The organism is Methylobacterium sp. P1-11 (assembly GCF_008329595.1).
Taxonomy (GTDB): Bacteria; Pseudomonadota; Alphaproteobacteria; order Rhizobiales; family Beijerinckiaceae; genus Methylobacterium.
In genome coordinates, this window is the sequence record NZ_NPKS01000042.1 from 25426 (window position 1) to 46965 (window position 21540).

Annotated in this window: 20 protein-coding genes and 1 pseudogene; 16 read left to right on the plus strand and 5 right to left on the minus strand. The window is 71.7% G+C overall.

Annotated features, from left to right (window positions below; genetic code table 11):
* Positions 1-21 precede the first annotated feature (21 nt).
* From CIW48_RS28955 to CIW48_RS28965, 3 genes are all read right to left on the minus strand, one after another.
* Positions 22-2430 (minus strand): EAL domain-containing protein, encoded by a 2409-nt coding sequence (locus CIW48_RS28955; RefSeq protein ID WP_246695467.1) that lies wholly within the window; start codon positions 2428-2430, stop codon positions 22-24.
* Entirely contained in the window at positions 2420-3829 is a 1410-nt protein-coding gene (locus CIW48_RS28960; RefSeq protein ID WP_149313871.1) for a cytochrome P450, read from the minus strand. The genes CIW48_RS28955 and CIW48_RS28960 overlap by 11 nt, the downstream gene beginning before the upstream one ends.
* A 120-nt stretch (positions 3830-3949) precedes the next feature.
* Positions 3950-4801: a serine protease gene (locus CIW48_RS28965; RefSeq protein WP_149313872.1), complete on the minus strand. Its 852-nt coding sequence runs from the start codon at positions 4799-4801 to the stop codon at positions 3950-3952.
* A 368-nt stretch (positions 4802-5169) separates the two neighbouring features.
* On the opposite strand from CIW48_RS28965, the gene CIW48_RS28970 reads away from it, so the two are divergent.
* The 14 genes from CIW48_RS28970 (at position 5170) to CIW48_RS29035 (ending at position 17559) form a co-directional block, all read left to right on the plus strand.
* Positions 5170-7053 (plus strand): methanol/ethanol family PQQ-dependent dehydrogenase, encoded by a 1884-nt coding sequence (locus CIW48_RS28970; RefSeq protein ID WP_149313873.1) that lies wholly within the window; start codon positions 5170-5172, stop codon positions 7051-7053.
* Positions 7054-7204: 151 nt separating this feature from the next.
* Entirely contained in the window at positions 7205-8113 is a 909-nt protein-coding gene (gene moxJ, locus CIW48_RS28975) for a methanol oxidation system protein MoxJ (protein WP_149313874.1), read from the plus strand.
* A gap of 98 nt (positions 8114-8211) precedes the next feature.
* Positions 8212-8799: a cytochrome c(L), periplasmic gene (moxG, locus tag CIW48_RS28980; RefSeq protein ID WP_149313875.1), complete on the plus strand. Its 588-nt coding sequence runs from the start codon at positions 8212-8214 to the stop codon at positions 8797-8799.
* A gap of 86 nt (positions 8800-8885) precedes the next feature.
* Positions 8886-9176 (plus strand): methanol dehydrogenase [cytochrome c] subunit, encoded by a 291-nt coding sequence (locus CIW48_RS28985; protein WP_149313876.1) that lies wholly within the window; start codon positions 8886-8888, stop codon positions 9174-9176.
* Between the two features lie 133 nt (positions 9177-9309).
* On the plus strand, positions 9310-10341 hold the full coding sequence (locus CIW48_RS28990) for a MoxR family ATPase (protein WP_149313877.1): 1032 nt from the start codon (positions 9310-9312) through the stop codon (positions 10339-10341).
* Positions 10342-10352: 11 nt separating this feature from the next.
* Positions 10353-11192: a DUF58 domain-containing protein gene (locus CIW48_RS28995; protein WP_149313891.1), complete on the plus strand. Its 840-nt coding sequence runs from the start codon at positions 10353-10355 to the stop codon at positions 11190-11192.
* 2 nt (positions 11193-11194) lie between these two features.
* The gene (locus CIW48_RS29000) at positions 11195-12139 is read left to right on the plus strand and encodes a nonribosomal peptide synthetase MxaA (protein ID WP_246695468.1); all 945 of its coding nucleotides are present in this window, start codon (positions 11195-11197) and stop codon (positions 12137-12139) included.
* The gene (locus CIW48_RS29005) at positions 12136-13188 is read left to right on the plus strand and encodes a vWA domain-containing protein (RefSeq protein ID WP_149313878.1); all 1053 of its coding nucleotides are present in this window, start codon (positions 12136-12138) and stop codon (positions 13186-13188) included. Before CIW48_RS29000 ends, CIW48_RS29005 begins: the two co-directional genes overlap by 4 nt.
* Positions 13185-13817, plus strand: a complete 633-nt coding sequence (locus CIW48_RS29010; protein WP_149313879.1) for an MxaK protein — start codon at positions 13185-13187, stop codon at positions 13815-13817. Before CIW48_RS29005 ends, CIW48_RS29010 begins: the two co-directional genes overlap by 4 nt.
* Positions 13814-14857 carry a vWA domain-containing protein gene (locus tag CIW48_RS29015; protein ID WP_149313880.1) on the plus strand — a complete coding sequence of 348 codons (1044 nt, stop codon included), beginning with the start codon at positions 13814-13816 and terminating at the stop codon, positions 14855-14857. Before CIW48_RS29010 ends, CIW48_RS29015 begins: the two co-directional genes overlap by 4 nt.
* Before the next feature lie 2 nt (positions 14858-14859).
* Positions 14860-15414 (plus strand): SRPBCC family protein, encoded by a 555-nt coding sequence (locus CIW48_RS29020; RefSeq protein ID WP_149313881.1) that lies wholly within the window; start codon positions 14860-14862, stop codon positions 15412-15414.
* 8 nt (positions 15415-15422) lie between these two features.
* Positions 15423-16352 carry a YncE family protein gene (locus CIW48_RS29025; RefSeq protein ID WP_149313882.1) on the plus strand — a complete coding sequence of 310 codons (930 nt, stop codon included), beginning with the start codon at positions 15423-15425 and terminating at the stop codon, positions 16350-16352.
* Positions 16349-16870: an MxaH protein gene (locus CIW48_RS29030; protein WP_149313883.1), complete on the plus strand. Its 522-nt coding sequence runs from the start codon at positions 16349-16351 to the stop codon at positions 16868-16870. Before CIW48_RS29025 ends, CIW48_RS29030 begins: the two co-directional genes overlap by 4 nt.
* The gene (locus CIW48_RS29035) at positions 16867-17559 is read left to right on the plus strand and encodes a response regulator transcription factor (protein ID WP_149313884.1); all 693 of its coding nucleotides are present in this window, start codon (positions 16867-16869) and stop codon (positions 17557-17559) included. The genes CIW48_RS29030 and CIW48_RS29035 overlap by 4 nt, the downstream gene beginning before the upstream one ends.
* A gap of 26 nt (positions 17560-17585) precedes the next feature.
* Here CIW48_RS29035 and CIW48_RS29040 read toward each other — a convergent pair whose 3' ends face one another.
* A complete protein-coding gene (locus CIW48_RS29040; protein WP_149313885.1) occupies positions 17586-17951 on the minus strand; it encodes a hypothetical protein in 366 nt (121 codons plus the stop codon).
* Positions 17952-18073: 122 nt separating this feature from the next.
* Here CIW48_RS29040 and CIW48_RS29045 point away from each other — a divergent pair, with 122 nt between their 5' ends.
* Positions 18074-18343, plus strand: a complete 270-nt coding sequence (locus tag CIW48_RS29045) for a hypothetical protein (protein WP_246695469.1) — start codon at positions 18074-18076, stop codon at positions 18341-18343.
* A gap of 21 nt (positions 18344-18364) precedes the next feature.
* On the opposite strand, the pseudogene CIW48_RS29050 reads toward CIW48_RS29045, so the two are convergent.
* Positions 18365-18463: pseudogene (locus CIW48_RS29050) on the minus strand (glyoxalase); the annotation flags it as partial.
* 335 nt (positions 18464-18798) lie between these two features.
* Here CIW48_RS29050 and CIW48_RS29055 point away from each other — a divergent pair.
* On the plus strand, positions 18799-20910 hold the full coding sequence (locus CIW48_RS29055; RefSeq protein ID WP_149313886.1) for an EAL domain-containing protein: 2112 nt from the start codon (positions 18799-18801) through the stop codon (positions 20908-20910).
* The last annotated feature ends 630 nt before the right edge of the window (positions 20911-21540 follow it).

Consider the following 21540-nt stretch of genomic DNA (forward strand, 5'->3'; position numbering starts at 1 on the left):
CGCGCCGTTGTCCGCGATCCCTCAGGCAACCGCGCGCACGGCGGGCTCCGCCGGAACGGCCGTTCGCGAGAGGTGCTCGATCAGCTCGGGGAGTTCCTCGGGGGGGCGGGCCGGGCTGTACAGGAAACCCTGCGCGCTGTTGCAGCGCCGCAGCCGGAGAAGCTCGGCCTGCTGCTCGGTCTCGACGCCCTCGACCGTGACGTCGATGTGCAAGTCGCGGGCGATGACCATTATCGCCTCGATCACCGTCAGGCATTCGGGGCGGCTGGTCAGGTCGCGCACGAAGGCGCGGTCGATCTTGATCTTGTCGACCGGGAACTGCGTCAGGTAGCTCAGCGAGGAGTAGCCCGTCCCGAAATCGTCGAGGGCGATCCGCACCCCGAGCGCCCGCAGGGCGCGGAGATTGTCCAGCACGTGCGGCGTGTTGGCCAGGAAGATCGACTCGGTGATCTCGATCTCGAGGCGGTCCGCCGCGAGGCCGGTCTCGGCCAGCACCGCCGCGACGTCGGCGAAGAAGTCGGGCCGGCGGAAATGGACCGACGAGATGTTGACGGCGACGCGCATCCGGGCGGGCCAGGTCAGCGCCTCCGCGCAGGCCCGCCGCAGGGCCCAGCGCCCGATCGTGAGGATGAAGCCCGTTCCCTCGGCGATTGGGATCAGCTCGGCGGGCGAGACGGGACCGAGGCCCGGCCGGGTCCAGCGCAGCAGCGCCTCGCAGCCCACCACTTGGCCGTTCTGCAGGCTCACGAGCGGCTGGTAGTGCAGCGCCATCTCGCCGCCGGCGAGGGCCTGGCGCATCGCCTCGTCGAGTTCGTGCCGGCGCTGGACGCGCACTTCCAGATTGCGGTCGAAGCCCCGCCAGCGCCCCTTGCCGGTCTCCTTGGCATTGTAGAGTGCGAGATCGGCCTTTCGGAGCAGGTCCTCGGGATCGGTGGCATCCGCGGGGGCGCAGGCGATGCCGATGCTGACGCCGATCTCCGCCCGGACGCCGTCGATCAGGTAGGGTTCGCGCAGGGCCTCGATCGTGGCCTCGGCCAGGGCCTGCGCGGCCGCGCCATCCCGGCCGCGCTGCAGGATCGCGAACTCGTCGCCCCCGAGGCGGAACGCCTGCGCGTCGGTGGGGAGTAGGGCTCGCAGGCGATCGGCGACCTGCCCCAGCAGGGCATCGCCCGCGGCGTGCCCGATGCTGTCGTTGATCGTCTTGAAGCCGTCGAGGTCGAGGTAGAGCAGGCTGACCGTCGCGTCCGAGGCCTGTGCGGCCGCGCAGGCCTCGGACGCGACCTCGTGGAACATGACCCGGTTCGACAGGTCCGTCATCGGGTCCCGGGTCGCCAGATAGGCGATGTGCGCCTCCGCCCGGCGGGCCTCGGTCACGTCCGAGCCGACGCCCCGGAAGCCCGCGAAGCGCCCACGCTGATCGAGGAAGGGCTTGCCGCTCAGCCGGAGCCAGCGCCGACCGGTACCCGTGTCGACGGCGATCAGGTGCTGGTGGAAGGCGGCGCCCCGCTGGAGGCGGTCCAAGAGGTCGGCGCTCTGATCGGCCTCGGGAGGTGCCTCCGCCCGACCGGCGAGCAGCGCCGGGAACGAGGCGTGCTGGAGCGTCTGCACCGGGCAGGCCAGCACATCGGCCATCCGGGTGGAGACGTGCTGGAACCGCCCGGTCTCGTCCGTCTCCCAGAGCCAGTCGCTGGCATTCGCCTCGAAGGCGTTGAGCAGCAGACCGATCGTCTCACTCTGATCCTCGACCCGCACGCGGTCCAGGATGCGCTGGCACGACAGGCGGCTCATGCGGCTCACGCTCGTCACCACGAAGACCGCGTAGACGGCGAGCAGGAGGCCGATGCTGAGCGCGATCGGCTCCCCGGACCGGGCCAGCCCGACGAAGCTGCCGACGATGACCGGGATCGCGAACAGGTACGAGACCGACAGGAGCGGACCGACCACGTAGGCGTCCGAGATCAGGCCGGCCATGATGGCGACGACGAGCAGCCGCGCGTTGCTGTCGGAGGGGGCGAACAGCACGACCGGCATGGTCGCCCAGGCGAGGCCCAGGGCGAAAGCCAGTCCGGCGGAGATCCGGCAGCCCCACCGGACGGTGTGCGCCGAGGCGGTGTCGCCATGGGTGCGCCAGTAGAGCCAGGTCGCGTAGGTCGCCGCCGTGATCAGCACCGTGACCACGGCGAGCAGGCCAACGAGGTAGGTATTCGACGCCGAACCCCAGAAGAAATACGCGACGGCCAGCGCGATGATCAGGTGCGTCACCGCCGAGTAGGTGGCGAGCTTCAGCGTCTCGTCGAGGAGCCCGGCGCGCACCTGCAGCCGGTAGCGGTTCGGCAGCGTGTCGTCGGCACCGGGGCCGAAGAGACGGTCGAGCAGCGATCCCAGCCGGCGGTCCAGCCAGCGCGCGCCTGCGGGCATCTCAAGCGACATGGCGGGGCGCGACCCTCATCGTCAGCCCCCCTTTGGGCCGCAGCGTCACGCGGAATTGCGCCGACGGCATCGCCTCCGTCACCGGCCTGAGGCGGAAGGCGGGCAGCAGCGTCGCCAGGATGACGAGGCACTCGGTCAGGGCGAGGCTCATGCCGATGCACACCCGCGGGCCCGCCCCGAAGGGTAAGTAGGCGTAGCGGTCGCGCGCGGCGGCCCGCTCCGGCGCGAAGCGATCCGGATCGAACACTTCCGGCCTGTCCCAGAGCAGCGCGTGCCGGTGCAGGGCATAGACCGGCACATGGACCGATTGCCCGGCCGGCACGATCGTGTCCCCGAGCCGGACCGGAGCCCGTGTCCGCCGCACGATCAGCGGCGCCGGCGGATAGAGGCGCATCACCTCGAGGAGCACCTGGCGGGTGTAGGGCAGTCGGTCGACGGCCTCGGGATCGGCAGCCGGATCGGCGCCGAGGCGCGCCATCTCGGCGACCACGCGCCGCTCCACCTCCGGGTGCTCGGCCAGGACCCGGAAGGTCCAGGCCAGCGCCAGCGCCGTCGTCTCGTGGCCGGCGGACACGAAGGTCAGCAGGTTGTCGATGAGGCTCGCCTCTGGCAGCGGCTGCCCGGTCTCCGGATCCCGGGCCTGCAGCAGGAGGCCGAGGAGATCGCTACCGGGCTCGCCGCGCGCCCGGCGGCGCGCGATCGTGCGGGCGACCTCGCCGCGCAGGTAGCGCACCGCGGCCGCGCCGGCCCGGGCCCCGGGATGCGGGACCCAGGTCGGAGCCCGCAGCATCTCGAGGGCGATCTTCCAGCTGGTCTGGCCGAGATAGGCGTCCATCGCGCGCCCGAAGGGCTCGACCTCCAAGTGCGGATCGCCTGACACCATCGTGGCGACGATGACGTCAAAGGTCGTGCGCATCATCGCGCGCAGGATATCCCGCTCCTCCCCGGCCGGATCGTCGGCGAGCCAGCGCGCCCGCGTCGCTGCAGCGGCCCGGGCCATGGCCGGCACGAAGCTCTGGACCCGGTCCGGACGGAACATCGGGGTCGCGGCCCTGCGCTGCCTCCGCCAATGGGATCCGTCCGCAGTGAGGACTCCGGACCCGAGGGCGGGCGCGAGGGCTCGCAGCATGAATGGCTCCCGCTCCAGAGCCTCGGCCTGATCGACCATCAGGCTGCGGATATGGCCGGGGTCGCAGACATAGGTGGTCCGCTGGCCAAGAAAGCGCGTCGTCACCAGGGGGTGTGTGTAGATCTGCCGGGGCCAGGCCTCGATCAGGCTGCTTAGCATCGTGACGAGCACGGATGGCAGCGTGACGGCCTCCGCCACCGCCTCCGCCACCGCCTCCGCGAAGGGCAGCCGACCCGGCTCGCAGACCCTGAATGTTCCGACAGCGGGCATACCGGCTCCCTCACGGGAACAGATTCGAGGATCAACGTTAAGTTTTGGCGCGCGGCCGCGCCGCCGTCGAGGCATTCCCTCCTGACTGGGGCGGAAACCGCGGCCTTGCTTAGCGGGGGCTTACCGGGATTCCCCAGGGACGCCCTGGGGCGGGACCGCACTGTCGGACTTGCGGATCTGGGCCTTGAGGGCCTCGTGGAGCCGGCCCTCGATCAGCAGGGCCGAGCCGTAATGGAACTCGATGTCGAAGGCGTGGCGCTGGTTCATCGACAGGGACGCGCTCTGCATCGCAACGAGACGGCCGGCCTCGTCGAACAGGCCCGAGCCCGATCCGCCATAGCCATCGTTGCAATCGTGGCGGGCGCGACGGATGGCACCCTCGCTGGGCGGATCGATCCGCCGGACGGCACAGGATTCCCGGCTGCTCTGTCCCCGGTAGTTCTCGTGGCCGGCCGGTGAGACCATCGTCACTGGGAGCGTCAGATCGCCGGTCGGAAGGTTGGGCGGGTCCGGGATCGGCTGCGGCCGCGCCTCGGCCGGCTCGGCCAAGCGCAGGAGCGCCCAATCGTCGGTGATGTGGAGGCGACGGGCCTCCGGTTCGACGCCGAGTTCCAGGACGTCCGGCACGAAGGCGTAGTTCCGGCCGGCGATCTGAAAGTAGCAATCGGCGACGGTCCGGGTGACCTCAAGCTGGCGATTGCGGAAATTGTGCGCGTTCATCAGCACGAGGGAAGGATTTCCGATCAGCCAGGCGGCTGCCGCCTTCTGGGGGATTCCGTCCGGGCGGCGGCACCACAGCACGCCGGCGCCGGGAAAGCGCTCCAGATCCGCTCCGGTCAGCTCGCGCCGCCCGTCCTGCAGGTAGAGTGCGGCGAGGCGCCGTCCTCCGCCGGTCCCGGACGCCGGAGCCGCCGTCACGAGGCAGGCGGCGAGCGCCAGAGAGCGGGCCGCGCCGCCCGTGACAAGACCCATCGCGTCCTCCCGTGGCGGGGCGGCGGGCGGCTCCGCGCCCACGCGCCCGCCTGTTGTTCCTGCTTGTCTGGGATGGGCATCCGCCGTCGGTCAAGACCCGTCTGATCTTACCAAATCTCCTGTAGCGTATTGCCGGATCATCCCGAAAAGAAATGTTTCGTTTTGCAAAGACACGCATTACAAGCCGTGCGAATAATCAAGTGGCGCACAACGATAATAAGTCTTTCATAAGCTTAGCGAATACTGGAAATCATCCGGATTTCGTGATGCTAGGTGCGGATTTGTCGTCGAAAGACGTGTCGCCATTGGATGAACACCACGATGACTGCGAGGCCAAAGGGCGTGGCAGTCCGGCGAGGAGACGCAGGATGATCAGGCTCCGGAATTCCGTCTCGGCATTGGCGATCATGGCGCTCGCGCCGGTCGCCATGGCGGGCGTGGCGCAGGCCAACGACAAGCTCATCGAGAAATCGAAGAGCGACGAGAACTGGGTGATGCCCGGTAAGAACTATGACTCGAACAACTACAGCGACCTGACGCAGATCAACAAGAGCAACGTCAAGCAGCTCAGGCCGGCCTGGACGTTCTCGACCGGCCTGCTCAACGGCCACGAGGGTGCGCCGCTCGTCGTCGACGGCGTGATGTACATCCACACCTCGTTCCCGAACAACACCTTCGCCCTCGGTCTCGACGATCCGGGCAAGATCCTGTGGCAGGACAAGCCCAAGCAGAACCCGGCCGCCCGCTCTGTCGCCTGTTGCGATCTCGTCAACCGCGGCCTCGCCTACTGGCCGGGCGACGGCAAGACACCGGCGCTGATCCTCAAGACCCAGCTCGACGGCAACGTCGCCGCCCTCAACGCCCAGACCGGCGAGACGGTGTGGAAGGTCGAGAATTCCGACATCAAGGTCGGTTCGACCCTCACGATCGCCCCCTACGTGGTGAAGGACAAGGTGATCATCGGCTCCTCGGGCGCCGAGCTCGGCGTGCGCGGCTACCTGACCGCTTACGACGTCAAGACCGGCGCGCAGGTCTGGCGCGCCTACGCCACCGGCCCGGACGAGGACCTGCTGCTCGCCAAGGACTTCAACATCCACAACGCCCATTACGGCCAGAAGGGCCTCGGCACCTCGACCTGGGAGGGCGACGCCTGGAAGATCGGCGGCGGCACCAACTGGGGCTGGTACGCCTACGATCCGGGCACCAACCTGATCTACTTCGGCACCGGCAACCCGGCGCCGTGGAACGAGACCATGCGTCCCGGCGACAACAAGTGGACGATGACGATCTTCGGCCGCGACGCCGACACCGGCGAGGCGAAGTTCGGCTACCAGAAGACCCCGCACGACGAGTGGGACTACGCCGGCGTCAACGTGATGATGCTGTCCGACCAGAAGGACAAGGACGGGAAGATGAGGAAGCTCCTCACCCATCCGGACCGCAACGGCATCGTCTACACCCTCGACCGGACGGACGGCACGCTGGTCTCGGCCAACAAGATCGACGACACCGTCAACGTGTTCAAGTCGGTGGACCTGAAGACCGGCACGCCGGTGCGCGATCCGGAATACGGCACCCGGATGGACCACCTCGCCAAGGATATCTGTCCCTCGGCGATGGGCTACCACAACCAGGGTCACGATTCCTACGACCCGAAGCGGCAAGCCTTCTACATGGGCATCAACCATATCTGCATGGATTGGGAGCCCTTCATGCTGCCCTACCGGGCGGGGCAGTTCTTCGTCGGTGCGACGCTGAACATGTATCCGGGTCCGAAGGGTGATCGGCAGAACTACGAGGGCCTCGGCCAGATCAAGAGCTACAACGCCATCACCGGCAAGTTCAACTGGGAGAAGATGGAGCGCTTCGCGGTCTGGGGCGGCACCACCGCGACCGCCGGCGACCTCGTCCTCTACGGGACGCTGGACGGCTTCATCAAGGCGCGCGACTCCGACAACGGCGACCTCCTCTGGAAGTTCAAGCTGCCGTCGGGCGCCATCGGCTACCCGATCACCTACACCCACAAGGGCACGCAGTACGTCGCCATCTACTATGGCGTCGGCGGCTGGCCGGGCGTGGGCCTGGTGTTCGACCTCGCCGACCCGACCGCCGGCCTCGGCGCGGTGGGCGCCTTCAAGAAGCTCGCCAACTACACCCAGATGGGCGGCGGCGTGATGGTGTTCTCGCTGGACGGCAAGGGCCCGTACGACGACCCGAACGTCGGCGAGTACGCGCAGCACGCCGCCAAGTAAGGGCTGCCAAGTAAGGGCCGCCAAGTAACGGCCGCCTGCCCCTCGGCCGGCGGGCCCGGGATCGGATTCCGACGGGCGGGGCCCTCCGGCGCCCCGCCTGTCCCTCCGGACACGCCATCAAGAAACGCTTCGACAACAGGGATCAACGTCCATGCCGCGCCCGCGCGCCCGCATCCTGGCGGCCCGTCTCGCCGCCGTCCTGACGCTCGCCACCCTGGCCGCCGGGCCGGTGGCGGCCCAGGAATCCGAGGCCCAGGCCATCCAGTCGGATCCCGGCAAGACGCCGGCCGCCCCGCCGGCCGACCCCGCGACCCTGCGCATCTGCGCCTCCGAGAAGCAGCCGCCGCTCTCGATGAGGGACGGCTCCGGGCTCGAGAACCGCGTCGCGGCTGCCGTCGCCGAGGCGATGGGGAAGAAGCCCGTCTTCGTCTGGCTTCCGAAGCCCGCGATCTACCTGGTCCGCGACGGCCTGGAGAAGCGGACCTGCGACGTGGTCGTTGGCCTCGACAGCGACGACCCGCGGGTGCTGACCACCAGGCCGTATTACCGGAGCGGCTACGTCTTCATCACCCGCGCCGACAAGGATCTCGACGTGAAGTCCTGGTCCGACCCGCGGCTCAAGACCCTCGACCACATGGTGGTGCCGTTCGGCTCCCCCGGCGAGGCGATGCTCAAGGATATCGGCCGCTACGAGGAGGACATGGCCTACCTCTACTCGCTGGTGAACTTCCGCTCGCCGCGCAACCAGTACACCCAGATCGACCCGGCCCGCATCGTCAGCGAGGTCGCCAACGACAAGGCCGATGTCGGCGTCGCCTTCGGCCCGGACGTCGCCCGCTACGTCAAGGAGTCCCCGACGCCCCTGCGCATGACGCTGGTGCCGGCCGACACGGCCGGCAGCGACGGCCGCAAGGTCCCGCAGGTCTTCGACCAGTCGATGGGCGTGCGCAAGGACGACGAGGCCCTGCGCAAGGCCTTGGACGCCGGGATCGAGAAGGCCCGGCCGGCGATCGCGGCGATCCTCAAGCAGGACGGGGTGCCGGTCGTCGCCTCGAACTGAGGTTCGCCCGCCCCGCCTCCGCCCGGCCCGGCGCGACCGGGCCGCCGACCCAGACATCGACCAAGACGTCGATCACGACATCAGGATCCGCTCAACAGATGCTCATCGTACGTTCGGCCCGCGTCGCCCTTTTCACCCTCGCCGTGGCGATGCCCGTCGCGGCCCGCGCGCAGCCCCAGTCCGGCCCGCAGACCGGGATCGTCTTCCGCAACACCATCACCGGCGAGGCAATGGACACGGCCGAGGGCAAGCCGGGCGGGCGTGACACGCAGGCAGTCAAGACCTTCTTCCAGACAGGCAAGAATCTCTACATCGACGACAAGTCCTGCCTGCGCAACGGCGAGAGCCTGTTCCTGACCTCGTGCTCCGGCTGCCACGGCCATCTCGGCGAGGGCAAGGTCGGGCCCGGCCTCAACGATGATTACTGGACCTACCCGGCGAACACGACCGATGTCGGCCTGTTCTCGACCCTCTGGGGCGGCGCCAACGGCATGATGGGCCCGCACAACGAGGATCTCAATCCCGACGAGATGCTGCAGGTCATCGCCTGGATCCGTCATCTCTACACGGGTCCGGTGAAGGATGCCGAGTGGCTCACCGACGAGCAGAAGAAGACTTACAAGCCCTTCAAGGAGGGCGAGACCTTTGCCAAGGACGCGACCGGCCAGTGCAAGCCCCTGGACTAGGCGTTCTCGGCAAGTCGCGCCCCGCGGAAGACGGGGCGAACCGGCGGCCCGACCGGCCGGCCAAGGAAGAGACGGAGGAATCAACAATGCGCACAGTGATCACGACGGCGATGCTGATCGCGGGGGCGGCCTTCGCGGTGCCGGCGCTGGCCTATGACGGGCAGACCTGCAAGGCGCCGGGCAATTGCTGGCAGCCGAAGCCCGGCTTCCCCGAGAAAGTCGCCGGGACCAAGTACGATCCCAAGCACGACGCGAAGGAGGTCAGCAAGCAGGCCGAATCCATCAAGCAGATGGAGGAGCGCAACAGGAAGCGGATCGAGAATGCCAAGAAGACGGGCAAATTCGAGTACGACGTCGCCAAGATTTCTTCGAATTGATCCCCGCCAACTGAACTCGGCCAACTGAACTCGGCCGACCGATCCGGCCGTCCTGGGGCCGGCCCGCGCCGCGGCGCCGGCCCGCAGCGACGCTCGGCAGCGCACGCCGCATCGACACCGCAGGCACCGCCTCATGAACACCCTCCGTCCCGGAGACACGATGCTCACCGACTGGCGGGCGGCGGCGGCCCGCTTCGAGGCGGAGGTCGCCAAGGCGGTGGTCGGGCAGGAGCGGGCGATCCGCCTCGTGACGATCGCGGTCTTCGCCCGCGGCCACGTGATGCTCGAGGGCGATGTCGGCGTCGGCAAGACCACCCTGCTGCGGGCGGTGGCCCGGGCGCTGGGCGGCGCCTACGAGCGCGTCGAGGGCACGGTCGACATGATGCCGACCGACCTGATCTACCACACCTATCTCGGCCCCGACGGGCGGCCGCGTGTCGATCCCGGCCCGGTCCTGGCCCGGGCCGAGGATCTCTCGGTGTTCTTCTTCAACGAGATCAACCGGGCGCGGCCGCAGGTCCACGCCCTGCTGCTCCGGCTGATGGCCGAGCGCAGCGTCCAGGCCTTCGGCCGCACCTACACGTTCCCGAACCTGCAGGTCTTCGCCGACCGCAACCGAGTCGAGCGCGAGGAGACCTTCGAGCTCCCGGCCGCGGCCCGCGACCGCTTCCTGATGGAGATCGGGCTGGAGGCGCCCCGGGACGCGGCGGTGCGCCGGAGCCTGGTCTTCGACCCGCGCTTCCACGACACGGACGCCCTCGTCGGCGCGGTCGCGGAGGGCGTGCTCGACCACGCCCGGATCGGCGGCATCGCGGCCGCGATCCAGCACGCCGTCCGCGCGGAGCCGTCGATCGAGGCCTACGTGGTGGCCCTCTGGGACGCGCTGGTCCGCCCCGCGGAGGCCGGGATCCGGCTCCCGGGCCTCGACACCGCCACCCTCGTGCAGGGGGGCGCCTCGCCGCGCGGCGTCGCCTTCCTGGTGCGCGCCGCCCGGGTGCGGGCGTGGCTGGAGGGCCGCGACTGGCTGGTGCCGGAGGATGTGCGGGCGGTCTTCACCGAGGTGATGGCCCACCGCGTCTTCCTCGAGCCCGTCCACGAATTGCAGCGCGGCGTGATCGTGCCGGCCCTGTGCCGGGCCGCGTTCGAGACGGTGCCGGCGCCGTGAGCGACCCACGCATGGCCGACATCGTCTACCTGCCGCGCTGGCGCCCGCGCGGCAGCCGGGCCGGCCTCCATCGGGGGCGCGACGCCGGCGGCTCCGGCCGGTTCCGCGATCAGGTGCCGTTCCTGCAACTGCCGGACGCGCGTCGCATCGACCTGCGCGCGACGCTGCGCGACCCGTTCGAGGGCGTGCATGTCCGCCGCTTCGAGGCGCGGACCACGGTCGAGACCTGGGTCCTGGTCGATCTCTCGGCCTCGATGGGCTTTCGCGGCACGGCGGACCGGACGCGGCTCGCGGGCGATCTCTGCCGGGCGCTGGCCGTCTCGGCGACCCGGATCAGCGACGGGTTCGGCCTGATCGGCTGCGACGAGACCCTGCGCGACGACCTATACCTGCCGGCCACCCGCCACCGGGGCGCGGCCGTCGCCGCCGCCGAGCGGGTCGCGGGCGCGCCGCGCGCGGGACGCGGCTGCGCCGGCATGCGCGAGGCCGCGCGGCGGCTCGCCGGGCGGCCGAAGCTCGTCTTCCTCGTCTCGGACTTCCGCTGGCCGGAGGCCCTGATCGGGCAGGTCTTCGCCGCACTGGCGCCGCACGACACGGTGCCGATCCTGCTCGCCGATCCCGCCGAGGCGGAGGCGCTGCCGGCCTTCGGCCTCGTCGAACTCGACGATCTCGAGGGCGGCGGCCGCCGCGTGGTCCTGCTGCGCCCGAGCCTGCGCCGGGCCTGGATCGCCCGGGAGCGGGACCGGATCGCCGCCCTGGAGCGCGCCGCCGCGCCCTTCGCGCGCCGGGTCTTCCAGCTCGCCGGGCGCTTCGACGCCCAGGCGCTCACCCGCCACCTGATGACGACCTGAGCATGGGCGCGCGCGTTCCCGCCTTCCTGCTGGCCGGTCTCCTCGCCGCGCCCCTCGCCCTGACGGCCGGCACGGCCGCCGCGCAGGTGCGCTCCGTCGAGGTGCGCAGCCCCCGGCCCTTCGGAATCTTCCTGGGCGACTTGGTCGAGGCGCAGGTGGAGATCCTGGCCGATCCCGATTTCCGGCTGCAGCGCGCGACCCTGCCCCAGCCCGGTCCCGTGACCTACTGGCTCGACCTGCGCGCCGTTGCGGTCGACGAGGCCCCGGTCGCCGGCGCCCGGCGGGTGCGCCTGCGCCTCACCTACCAGAGCTTCTACGCCGCCCTCGACGCCCGCACCCTGGAGGTGCCGGGCTTCCCGCTGACTCTGGCGAGCGAGGCGGCGACCGGCCTCACCACGGCCGCCGTCCAGGTGCCGGGCTGGAGCCTCGGCGTCTCGCCCCTGCGCGAGGTGCAGCCGCAGCGGCGCGAGGATCCGGCCGAGTACCTGCGCCCGGACGGAAGCGGCGGGCGGATCGATCCCGGGCCGGACGTCGCGGCGGCGGCGGGCCTCGGCGCCCTCGCAGGCCTCGCGGTGCTGGCGCTGGCGCACGACCGCGCCTGGGGGCCGTTCCGGCGGCGGCGGGGCCGCCCCTTCGCGGCGGCGCTGCGCGCGTTGCGGCGGCAGGCGGGGGCTGAGCCCGATCCGGCCTACCGGGCGGCGCTGCTGGCCCTGCACCGGGGCCTCGACGAGACCGACGGAAGGCGGGTTCTGGCCGACGATCTCGGCGCCTTCCTCGCGCGGCACGGGGCCTTCCGGGGCCAGGGGGCGGCGCTTGCGCGCTTCTTCGAGGCTTCGCGCCTCGCCTTCTTCGGCGGCCGCCTGCCGGCCGCGCGCGCGGCCTGGCCGCTGTCCGAGGCCGAGGCGCTCCTGGCGCGCCTCGCGGCGGCGGAGCGCGTGATGCCGTGACCGATCTCCTCGCCCGCCTCGGCGCGACCGAACCCTGGATCCTGTGGCTGCTGCCGCTGGCGCTGCTGCCACTGGCCCGCTCGGCTCTGCGCCGGACCTCCGTGCCGGCGGTCGCCGCCGCCCCGGCCGATCCCCTCTCGGCCTGGTTCGGCCGGGCGCTGACGCTCGCCGGCATCCTGGCCGTCGCCGGCCTGATCGTGGCCCTGGCGGGCCCCTACCGGACGGGGGCGCGGATCGACCGCCTCGGCATCGGCGCGCAGGTCTCGCTGCTGATCGACCGCTCGGGGAGCATGAACGAGACCTTCGCGGGCCGGCAGCCCTCCGGCGCCGAGGAATCGAAGGCCGCGGCCTCCCGGCGCCTCCTGGCCGATTTCGTCGGCGCGCGGGCGCACGACCTGTTCGCCGTGACGGCCTTCTCCACCGCGCCGATGCTGGTCATGCCGATGACCGACCGCCACGACGCCGTGCGGGCGGCGATCGCCGCCATCGACCGGCCCGGCCTCGACTACACCAATATCGGCCGGGGCCTCGGCATGGCCCTGTCGCAGTTCGGGGTCGATGTCGGCGCCTCGCGGGTGCTCCTGCTGGTCTCCGACGGCGCCGCGGTGATCGACCCGCGCATCCAGGACCAGCTGCGCGCCGCCGTCGCGCGGATCCGGCCGAACCTGTACTGGCTGTTCCTGCGCACCAAGGGATCGCCCGGCATCGCCGACCGGCCGGCCGGCGAGGACACGCCCCAGGCCGCGCCGGAGCGCCACCTCGACCTGTTCTTCAAGAGCCTCGGCGTGCCCTACCGCGCCTTCGAGGCCGAGGGCGCCGAGGCGGTGGAAGCCGCCATCCGGCAGATCGAGGCCCTGGAGCGGGACCCGATCCCTTATGTCGAGGAGCGCCCGCGCCGGGACCTGACCGGACTCGCCGCCGCGGTCGCCGCGCTCGGCCTCGCCGTGCTCGTCCTCGCCAAGCTCGCGGAGGCGGACCTCGCGGCCGCACCGGCCGATGCGGAGACCGCGACGGAGGCCGCGGACGCGGCGGCGCGGAGGGCGGCATGAGCTCCGGCGCCCTCCTCGACGGCCCGGCTTCCCGCCGCCGCGCGGCTCGCCCCCGCCTCGGCGTGGCCGCGGCGTGGCGCCGGGTCCGGCCGGCCCTGCTGGTCGCCCTGCCGGTGGTCCTCGCGGCCGCCGCCCTGTGGTTCGCCGTCTCGGGCTGGAGCGCCGCGCGCGACGACGACCGGATCGCCGCCCTGGAGGCGGGCCGCGACCGGCCGGTCGACCCGAACGCGCGGCCGGCCCTCCTGGCGGCGCGGATCGGCTTCCTCGCCGCCCGGGACCGTCTCGGCGAGACCGAGCCCCTCCTCGACGCCCTCGACCGCGCCGGCGCGGTGCGGGAGGTGGCCCGGGCGCGGTACGTCATCGGCAACGCGCGGATGCGGCAGGCCTTCGTGCTGATCGGCCGGGGCGATCTCGACAAGGCCGCGCCCCAGGTGACGCTGGCGCGGCAGGATTACCGCCGCGCCCTCCAGGCCCGGCCCGAATTCTGGGACGCCAAGTACAACCTCGACGTCGCCTCGCGCCTCGTCCGCGACTACCCGGAATTCGACCGCAAGACCGGGGACGAGCTGCGCGCCGAGCCGAAGAAGATCTGGACCGACATCCCCGGCCAGCCGCGGGGCGGCCCGTGAGACCGCGCCCCGTCCTGCCCCCCCTCGTCGCCCGCACCCTGCGCGACGGGCGGTTCCGCGCCCTGGCGGCCGCCCTGGCGCTGGCGCTTGCTGCCCGCGTCGCCCCGCCGATTCCGTTCACCCGCACCGGCGTGTCGGTGCTGGCGGTGGTCGACATCACCGGCAGCATGGCGGTGCGCGACTATCCCGCCGCCGCCGGCTCCGCGAGCCGGCTCGAGACCGTCAAGGCGGCGCTCCGCGCGATGCTGCCCGACCTTCCCTGCGGCTCGCGGGTGGCGCTCGGCCTGTTCACCGACCGGCGGCCGTTCCTGCTGTTCACGCCGGTCGAGGTCTGCACCGACTTCGCGCCGCTGGACGGCGCGATCGCGGCCCTCGATCCGCGCATGGCCTGGGAGGGGGACAGCCGCATCGCGGCCGGCCTGTTCCGGTCGATCGCCATGGCGGGCGAGATCGACGCCGATCTCCTGTTCCTCACCGACGGCCAGGAGACGCCGCCCCTGCCCGCCTCCGGCGGCCCGACCTTCGACGGCAGGCCCGGCGCGGTGCGCGGGCTGATCGTCGGCGCGGGCGGCTACGGCCTGTCGCCGATCCCGCGCTTCGACGATCGCGGGCGCGAGACGGGCTTCCTCGGCGAGAGCGACGTCCAGCAGGAGAACCGCTCCGGGCCGCCCCCGGCCGACGCGGAATCGCGCGCGGGCTACAACCCGCGCAACGCCCCCTTCGGCGCCCAGGCCGCCCGCGGCACCGAGCACCTCTCCGCGGTCCGCGAGCCCTACCTGAAGCGCCTCGCCGCCGAGACCGGCCTCGGCTACGTCCATCTCGACGGCCCGGGCGGTCTCGCCGCCCCCCTGCGCGCCGCGGCGACGCCGCGCCCGCTGCCCGGCCGCCTCGATCCGCGGCCCGCCCTCCTGGCGGTGGCCTTGGTTCTGACGCTCCTGGCCCTCCTGGCGAGCCCCCTCGCCCGCTCCCTTCGCGCGCTCCGCGGGCGCGCGGCCCACCCTGTTCCAACCCCCGTTCCAACCGGACCGATCAGGACCTGACCATGCGGATGCCCCTCGCCCTCGTCCCGGCCGCCGCCGCGGGCCTCGCCGTCGTCGGCCTCGCCACCGCGGCGCTGGCCCACGGGCCGACGCCGCAGAAGATCGACCAGTCGATCACCATCCAGGCCCCCCCGGAAGCGGTCTGGAAGGTGGTGGGCGATTTCGGCGGCATCGGGCGCTGGCACCCCGACGTGGCCAAGGCCGAGGCCAGCGGCGGCAATGTCGAGGGCACGACCCGCCGGGTAACCCTCAAGGCCGGCGGCACCCTGGTCGAGGGGCTGGACGAGTGGCTGGCCGACGGCCGGACCTACGCGTACCGGATGTCCGACCCGGACCTGAAGGCGCTCCCGGTCTCCTCCTACTCGGCGACGCTCACCGTCACCCCGGACGGGACCGGCTCCAAGGTGTCGTGGATCGGCCGCTTCTACCGGGGCGACACCGGCAACGAGCCGCCGGAGAACCTCAGCGACGAGGCCGGGCGGACGGCGATGAACCGCTACTTCGCGGACGGGCTCAAGGGCCTGAAGGCGGCCGTCGAGGGCCGGACGACCCATTGAGGCCCCGCATGCGCGTCCTCCAGCTGATCGCCGCGCTCGCGGTGGCCCCCGGGACAGGTGGCGCGGCCGCCGCCCCGGTCTGGGTCGTCAGCCAGCAGGGGGCCGAGCTGGCGCGGATCGAGGCCGGCACCGTGGCCGGGCGGATCCCGCTCGGGCCGGCGCCGGTGGCGGCGGCCACCGACCGGGCCGGCCGCCTCTATCTGACCCACCCGGACGGGCGCGCCGTGACCGTCGTCGAGCCCGGCAAGCCGCCCCGCCGCCTGCCCGTCCCCGGCCAGGCCTTCGGCCTCGCGGCAAGCCCGGACGGCGCGAGCCTGTTCGTGGGCGACTGGTCGGGCGACCGCGTCCTGCGGATCTGTGCGGCGACCGGCGCCGTCGAGGGCGCGGCGGCGGTGGGCCGAGACCCGGCCCACCTCGTCCTCGACCGGCGCGGGCGGCTCTACGTCGCCGATCGCGAGAGCCGTCAGGTCAGCGTGATCGACACCGGGACGATGGCCCGCGTCGCCGTCGTCCCGACCGGCGAGGCGCCCTTCGCCCTGGCGCTCGCTCCGGACGAGGCCAGCCTCTACGTCGCCAACGTGCGCAGCGGCGATCTCACGGTGATCGACACGGCGACGTTGCGGGCCCGCGCCACGGTTCCGGCCGGCCGGATGCCCTACGGCGTCGCGGTCACCGGGGACGGCAGCCGCGTCCTGGTCACCAACCAGCACGCCGCTGCCGTGACGGTGATCGACGCGGCCCGGCTCGAGATCGTCGCCACCGTGGCGGTCGGGCCCTATCCCGAGGGCATCGCGGTGGCCGGTTCGCTTGCCTACGTGGCGAACTGGTTCTCGGACGATGTCTCGGTGATCGATCTCGCCACGTGGCGCGAGACGGCGCGCATCAAGGTGGCGGAGGGCCCGCGCACGGTCTTGGCCGCCGGGGAGCCCGCGCGATGAGCCGCGCCGGCCGCATCCGGATCGCGTCCGGCCTGGTCCTGCTGGCCCTCGGCGCCTGCGACCGCGGGTCGGACGAGCGCGCGGACGAGGCCGGCGCGGTGGTCGCCACCACCGCCGAGGGCACCCCGCCGGCCTGGCTCGCGCCGACCGACGGGACCGACCCGGCCCGCTGGCTCGCGGGACGGGAGGCCGGCAAGGCCCTGCCGGCCGACGATCCCCGCGTGCGCGCGATGGCGACGGCGCTGGCAGGGGCCCGCGACGGCTTCATCGAGGACCCGCGCATGATCGCCAACCGCACCGTCCAGCTCGGCCAGATGCTGGCCGAGGCCGGCACCGGCGAGGGCTACGGCGCGATCCTCGACGGTCTCGGCGGCATCGCGGCGGGACGCGGCCGCCGCAAGAGCCTCTACGGCGAGATGTGCCAGCACTACTACAATGCCCGGATGCAGGGGGCCGACCACGCGGCGGCGTTGGCGCGCCTCGCCGCGCCGCACCCGGTCCTCGAGGGAGCGCCGTGACCGCCGCCCGGGCCTCGGCCGACCGCCCCGCGGGGCGGGATGCTCCGCGCGGTCTCGACGCGGTGCTGATCGTCGACGACCATCCGGTCGTGCGGCGGGGCTTCCGCCACCTCGCCGAGGATGCCGGCCTCCGGACTGTCCACGAGGCTGCCGACATCGTGTCGGGATACCGGACGTTCCACCGCTACCGACCGGGGTTGGTCGTGACCGATCTCGGTTTCCGCGACCAGGGCCTGTCCGGCCTGTCGCTGATCCGCCGGGTACGGGCCCTGGAGCCGGCGACCCGGATCCTCGCCTTCAGCATGCATGACGACCCGGTGATCGTCGCCCGTGCCATCGAGGGCGGGGCGCACGGCTTCGTCCTGAAGGACACGGCGGTGACGCGCTTCCACGAGGCGCTGGCGGCCGTCGCGGCCGGGCACAGCTACCTGCCGCACGAGGTCGCGACCAAGATCGCCATGCTGAATGCCGGCCTGCTGGAATCGCCCCTCACGCGCCTGACCGCGCGGGAGGTTCAGGTCCTGTCGCTGATGGGCGCGGGCAAGTCCAACGCGACGATCGCCGACAGCCTGTCGATGAGCCAGCGGAGCGTGTCGGCGGTCGTCTCGGGCATGAAGCAGAAGCTCGGCGCCGGCAGCCTCGCCGACCTCCTGCACATCGCCCTGTCGCGGGACGGGCGGCCGGTGTGAGGCGGACCGCCGACAGCGGGCCAGCGCTACCGTGGCACGATCAGGCCGGGAATGATGGAGCCGTGCGGCCCGAACGTCGCCTCGGCCTTCCGGCAATTCGCCGCCACGTCCTTCTGGTAGGCCGCGATGTAGCGGGTCGCGGTCAGATGCAGGTCACCGGTCTCGAGGCTGGCGGCATCGACGCCCAGGGCCTCGACGGTCTGCTTGAGGCGCAGGGGATCGCTCCGAAGCGCCGGACATTCAAGGTTCACGAAGCCGGCGAGCCCCGCGAGCTTCGCCGCCTGGTTGCGCCTGGGGTCGCCGGCCGCCGAGTCCGGCGACTGGGCCTGGACTGCCGCCAGGCCCAGAAGAAGACCGGCCGGGACCAGACCGGAAAGACGGGCTACGCGCATGGCTTTTCTTATCCTGTCCGAAGAGCAGCGCGTCCGTCGACCGTCACGGCTGCGCACATTCAAGCAAGTTTACGCCGCAGGACCGGAGATTTTCAATGCAAGCCAAGCTTATAATCGTCTTAATGGCTTTGACATGCGCGATCCCGCCGGCGGAGGCCGCGCGGCTGACCGTGGACGACAGGGCCTCGCTATGGCCCCGGGCGAGCACGACTGACAAGATCGATTTCTCGAGCCGGATGGGCCGGGCCTTCCACACGCTCTCGCCCAAGCTGGACGCAGCGTATTTCATGCGCTGTCTGGAAGAGACCGCCAATATCGGCGACACGAAGGACCTTCGGCTCGAGGAGATGGTCCGGACCTGCATCTCCCTCATCCGCGACGAGGGTGAGTGAGCGGCCGATCCGGCCCCGGCTTCACGCGACAGGGGCGAGAATGTTGACCAGCCGGTCGAACGGGTCGCGGTTGTAGAACCGCTTCACGCTCCGGGGCTCCCGGGTCGGCCCGTACACGATGAGCGAGCGGGCCGGCGTCACGCGCCCGGGGCCATCCGCTGAAGCGTCGGCCCCGGCCGAGATGTCGATCACGATCCGCTTCACGGCCCTGGCGCGCTTCCCCGGGCGCCGTGCATCGGAAGGCTCCGCAGGCTGACCCGCGCGGGCTGAGGCGGCGCGCCGGAAGGCCGATCCCTCGGAGACGTCCCTGTCCGCCATTCCCGATTGCACGCAACGATTGAAATCATGTCCTTCGGAAAGGAACCGGAAAGCTCCCGATGTTAACGTCCCCCTCGGTAGGAGCTTGCACCGCTTATTAGAATGTTTGCGCAGGCGTACGATTGGGATCCCCGAGCATGAACAGTGGGACGGTCGCGCTGCGCGAGAAGGCGAAGCTTCTGGACACCGTCCTCGACACGATGGATCAAGGGCTCATGATGATCGACGCCGCTGGCGTCGTTCAGGTCTGTAACGCCCGCGCCCTCGCGTTGCTCGACCTGCCCCCGGCCTTGATGCGGTCCCGCCCGGCTTTCGAGGCCGTCCGGCAATATCAGATCGCGCAGGGTGAATTCGGAACGGCGAGCGACGCGCTGAAGCGCTGGGTGGCCGATAGCGGCCTGGAGTGCCGCGCCCACACCTACGAGCGCGAGCGCCCGAACGGCACCGTTCTGGAGATCCGCACCGTGCCGCTGCCCGACGGTGGCGCGGTGCGGACCTTCACGGACATCACGGCGCGCAAGCGGGCCGAGGTGACGCTGCAGGTCAGCGAGACCCGCCTCGCCCTGGCGCAGGACGCCGGCAGCGACGGCCTCTGGGATTGCGATCTCACGACCGGGGAGGCGTGGTCCTCCGACCGCTGGTGGGGGGTGCTGGGCTACGAGCCCGGCGAGCTGGCGAGCCACGCCCATACGTGGCGGGCCCTGCTCCACCCGGAGGATGCGGGCGCGGCGGAGCGGGCGCTGATCGAGCATCTGAGCGGGCGGGCACCGACCTTCGCGTGCGAGCACCGCATGCGGCGCAAGGATGGCTCCTGGGCCTGGATGATGACGCGCGGCAAGGTCGTGGCCCGCGCCGCGGACGGACGCGCGCTGCGCTTCATCGGCACCCAGATCGACATCAGCGCGCGCAAGGCGGCCGAGGGGCAGGTCGCCCATATGGCGCGCCACGACGGCCTCACCGACCTGCCCAACCGCGCGCTGTTCCACGAGCGGCTCGAGATCCGGCTCGCCGACCTGCATCTCCACGGCGGTGCCTGCGCGGTGCTGTGCCTCGGCCTCGACCGCTTCAAGGCCGTCAACGACAGCCTCGGCCACGCGGCCGGCGATTTTCTCCTCCGGGCAGTGGCCCATCGCATCCGCGCGGTACTGCGGGCGGAGGACACGGTGGCGCGCCTCGGCGGCGACGAGTTCGCCGTACTGGTGGCCGATGCCGGCGATCCCAGCCACGCGGAGACGCTGGCGGCACGCCTGATCGCCGCGATCCAGGCGCCGATTCCCTTCGGCAAACATCGGCTGAAGGTGGGCCTGAGCGTCGGCATCGCGCAGGCACCCAGCCACGGTTTCGACAGCGAGACGCTGTTCCGCCACGCCGATCTCGCTCTCTACCGGGCAAAGTCGGAGGGCCGGAACACCCACCGGGTGTTCGAGCCCGCGATGGACCAGGCCGAGGCGGCCCGGCGCGACCTGGAGCGTGACCTGCGCCAGGCGATCGAGGGCGATGAACTCATTCTGCACTATCAGCCGCAGGTGAGCACCCGCACCGGCCGGCTCCTGGGGTTCGAGGCGCTGGTGCGCTGGGAGCACCCGACCCGTGGCCTGGTGCCGCCCAATGCCTTCATCCCGCTGGCGGAGGAGAGCGGGCTGATCCTGGCGCTGGGCGAGTGGGTCTTGCGGGCTGCCTGCCGCGAGGCGGCGCGCTGGACGCGCCCGCTGAAGGTGGCGGTCAATCTGTCGCCGCGCCAGTTCCAACAGGCGGACCTGCCCGAGCGCATCCTGGCCATCCTCACCGAGACGGGCTTGGCGCCGACGCGGCTCGAACTCGAGATCACCGAGACGCTGATCATCAACGACATGGCGCGGGCGCTCAACATCCTGCGCCGGCTGAAGGCCTTCGGCGTCGCCATCGCGATGGACGATTTCGGGACAGGCTATTCGTCGCTCGCGACATTGCAGGCCTTCCCCTTCGACAAGATCAAGATCGACCGGTCGTTCGTGGGCCATGTCGAGGTCAGCCCGCAGGCGGCGGTCATCGTGCGGGCGGTCCTGGGGCTCGGCCGCAGCCTGGGGATGAGCGTCGTGGCGGAGGGCGTCGAGACGGATGCGCAGATGCGCTTCCTGGCGACGGAAGCCTGCGACGAGGCCCAGGGCTACCTGATCAGCAAGCCGCAGCCGATCGAGCGCTTCGCCGAGCAGATCGGCGCACCCGAAGGCTTCGTGGCACCCGGCAGCCCGGACGCGGCGGTCGCCTGAGGTCCGCAGCGACGCTCCGGCGGCCCGACGACGAGACCCAGGAATTCAGAAACCGACACGGTCGGTGGGGCGCCGGATCGGGCCCCTGTGGCGCGGCCGCGACACCCGACGGCGACCGCCTGTGGATGACGCGGCCTGCCCCCGATCCGTCACGGTTCGGGCGCCAGCGTGAACGCGCCCCTCCGATCCGGCTCTCCCAGCGTCCCATCCCATGTTCGCCCAGCCCCACGCCCTCATCCTCCGTCATCGCGAGCGCGTCGCCGTGCTCATCTCCTCCGCGCTGTTCCTGGCGGGCGCCCTGCCGCTCTTCTGGGCGATCGGCTGATTCTCAGGCCCGGACCGGCAGAGCCATCGGCTGCATGCCGACAGTCGCGGGCTCGCGACGTCTTGCGCCGCCGGTGTGGCGGGCGACGCGATACGGGGTCCGCCTGAAGCCTTCGGACGACACCGCTCTCCCGGTCCTCACGCGCGTGGCGAAGTGATCCCCGGGCAGCGGCCTTCGTCCTTGGTATGGGCGCGCGGTCCTGGTGCGGTCCTCATCCGGTCCTCCCGCACTCCTGGCGCATCAGGGATGGCCGCAACGGCGAAGGGGCCGCCTCCTCGCGGAAGCGGCCCCTTCGGAGGCCGGAT

Bases quoted from the DNA above. Each gene is read 5' to 3' on its own strand.
- CIW48_RS29045 (WP_246695469.1), top strand. From the start codon at position 18,074: ATGGCTTTGACATGCGCGATCCCGCCGGCGGAGGCCGCGCGGCTGACC.
- CIW48_RS28960 (WP_149313871.1), bottom strand. From the start codon at position 3,829: ATGCCCGCTGTCGGAACATTCAGGGTCTGCGAGCCGGGTCGGCTGCCC.
- CIW48_RS28955 (WP_246695467.1), bottom strand. From the start codon at position 2,430: ATGTCGCTTGAGATGCCCGCAGGCGCGCGCTGGCTGGACCGCCGGCTG.
- moxG (WP_149313875.1), top strand. From the start codon at position 8,212: ATGCTCATCGTACGTTCGGCCCGCGTCGCCCTTTTCACCCTCGCCGTG.
- CIW48_RS29025 (WP_149313882.1), top strand. From the start codon at position 15,423: ATGCGCGTCCTCCAGCTGATCGCCGCGCTCGCGGTGGCCCCCGGGACA.
- CIW48_RS29030 (WP_149313883.1), top strand. From the start codon at position 16,349: ATGAGCCGCGCCGGCCGCATCCGGATCGCGTCCGGCCTGGTCCTGCTG.
- CIW48_RS29055 (WP_149313886.1), top strand. From the start codon at position 18,799: ATGAACAGTGGGACGGTCGCGCTGCGCGAGAAGGCGAAGCTTCTGGAC.
- moxJ (WP_149313874.1), top strand. From the start codon at position 7,205: ATGCCGCGCCCGCGCGCCCGCATCCTGGCGGCCCGTCTCGCCGCCGTC.
- CIW48_RS29020 (WP_149313881.1), top strand. From the start codon at position 14,860: ATGCGGATGCCCCTCGCCCTCGTCCCGGCCGCCGCCGCGGGCCTCGCC.
- CIW48_RS28965 (WP_149313872.1), bottom strand. From the start codon at position 4,801: ATGGGTCTTGTCACGGGCGGCGCGGCCCGCTCTCTGGCGCTCGCCGCC.
- CIW48_RS28990 (WP_149313877.1), top strand. From the start codon at position 9,310: ATGAACACCCTCCGTCCCGGAGACACGATGCTCACCGACTGGCGGGCG.
- CIW48_RS28985 (WP_149313876.1), top strand. From the start codon at position 8,886: ATGCGCACAGTGATCACGACGGCGATGCTGATCGCGGGGGCGGCCTTC.
- CIW48_RS29000 (WP_246695468.1), top strand. From the start codon at position 11,195: ATGGGCGCGCGCGTTCCCGCCTTCCTGCTGGCCGGTCTCCTCGCCGCG.
- CIW48_RS29040 (WP_149313885.1), bottom strand. From the start codon at position 17,951: ATGCGCGTAGCCCGTCTTTCCGGTCTGGTCCCGGCCGGTCTTCTTCTG.
- CIW48_RS28970 (WP_149313873.1), top strand. From the start codon at position 5,170: ATGATCAGGCTCCGGAATTCCGTCTCGGCATTGGCGATCATGGCGCTC.
- CIW48_RS28995 (WP_149313891.1), top strand. From the start codon at position 10,353: ATGGCCGACATCGTCTACCTGCCGCGCTGGCGCCCGCGCGGCAGCCGG.
- CIW48_RS29010 (WP_149313879.1), top strand. From the start codon at position 13,185: ATGAGCTCCGGCGCCCTCCTCGACGGCCCGGCTTCCCGCCGCCGCGCG.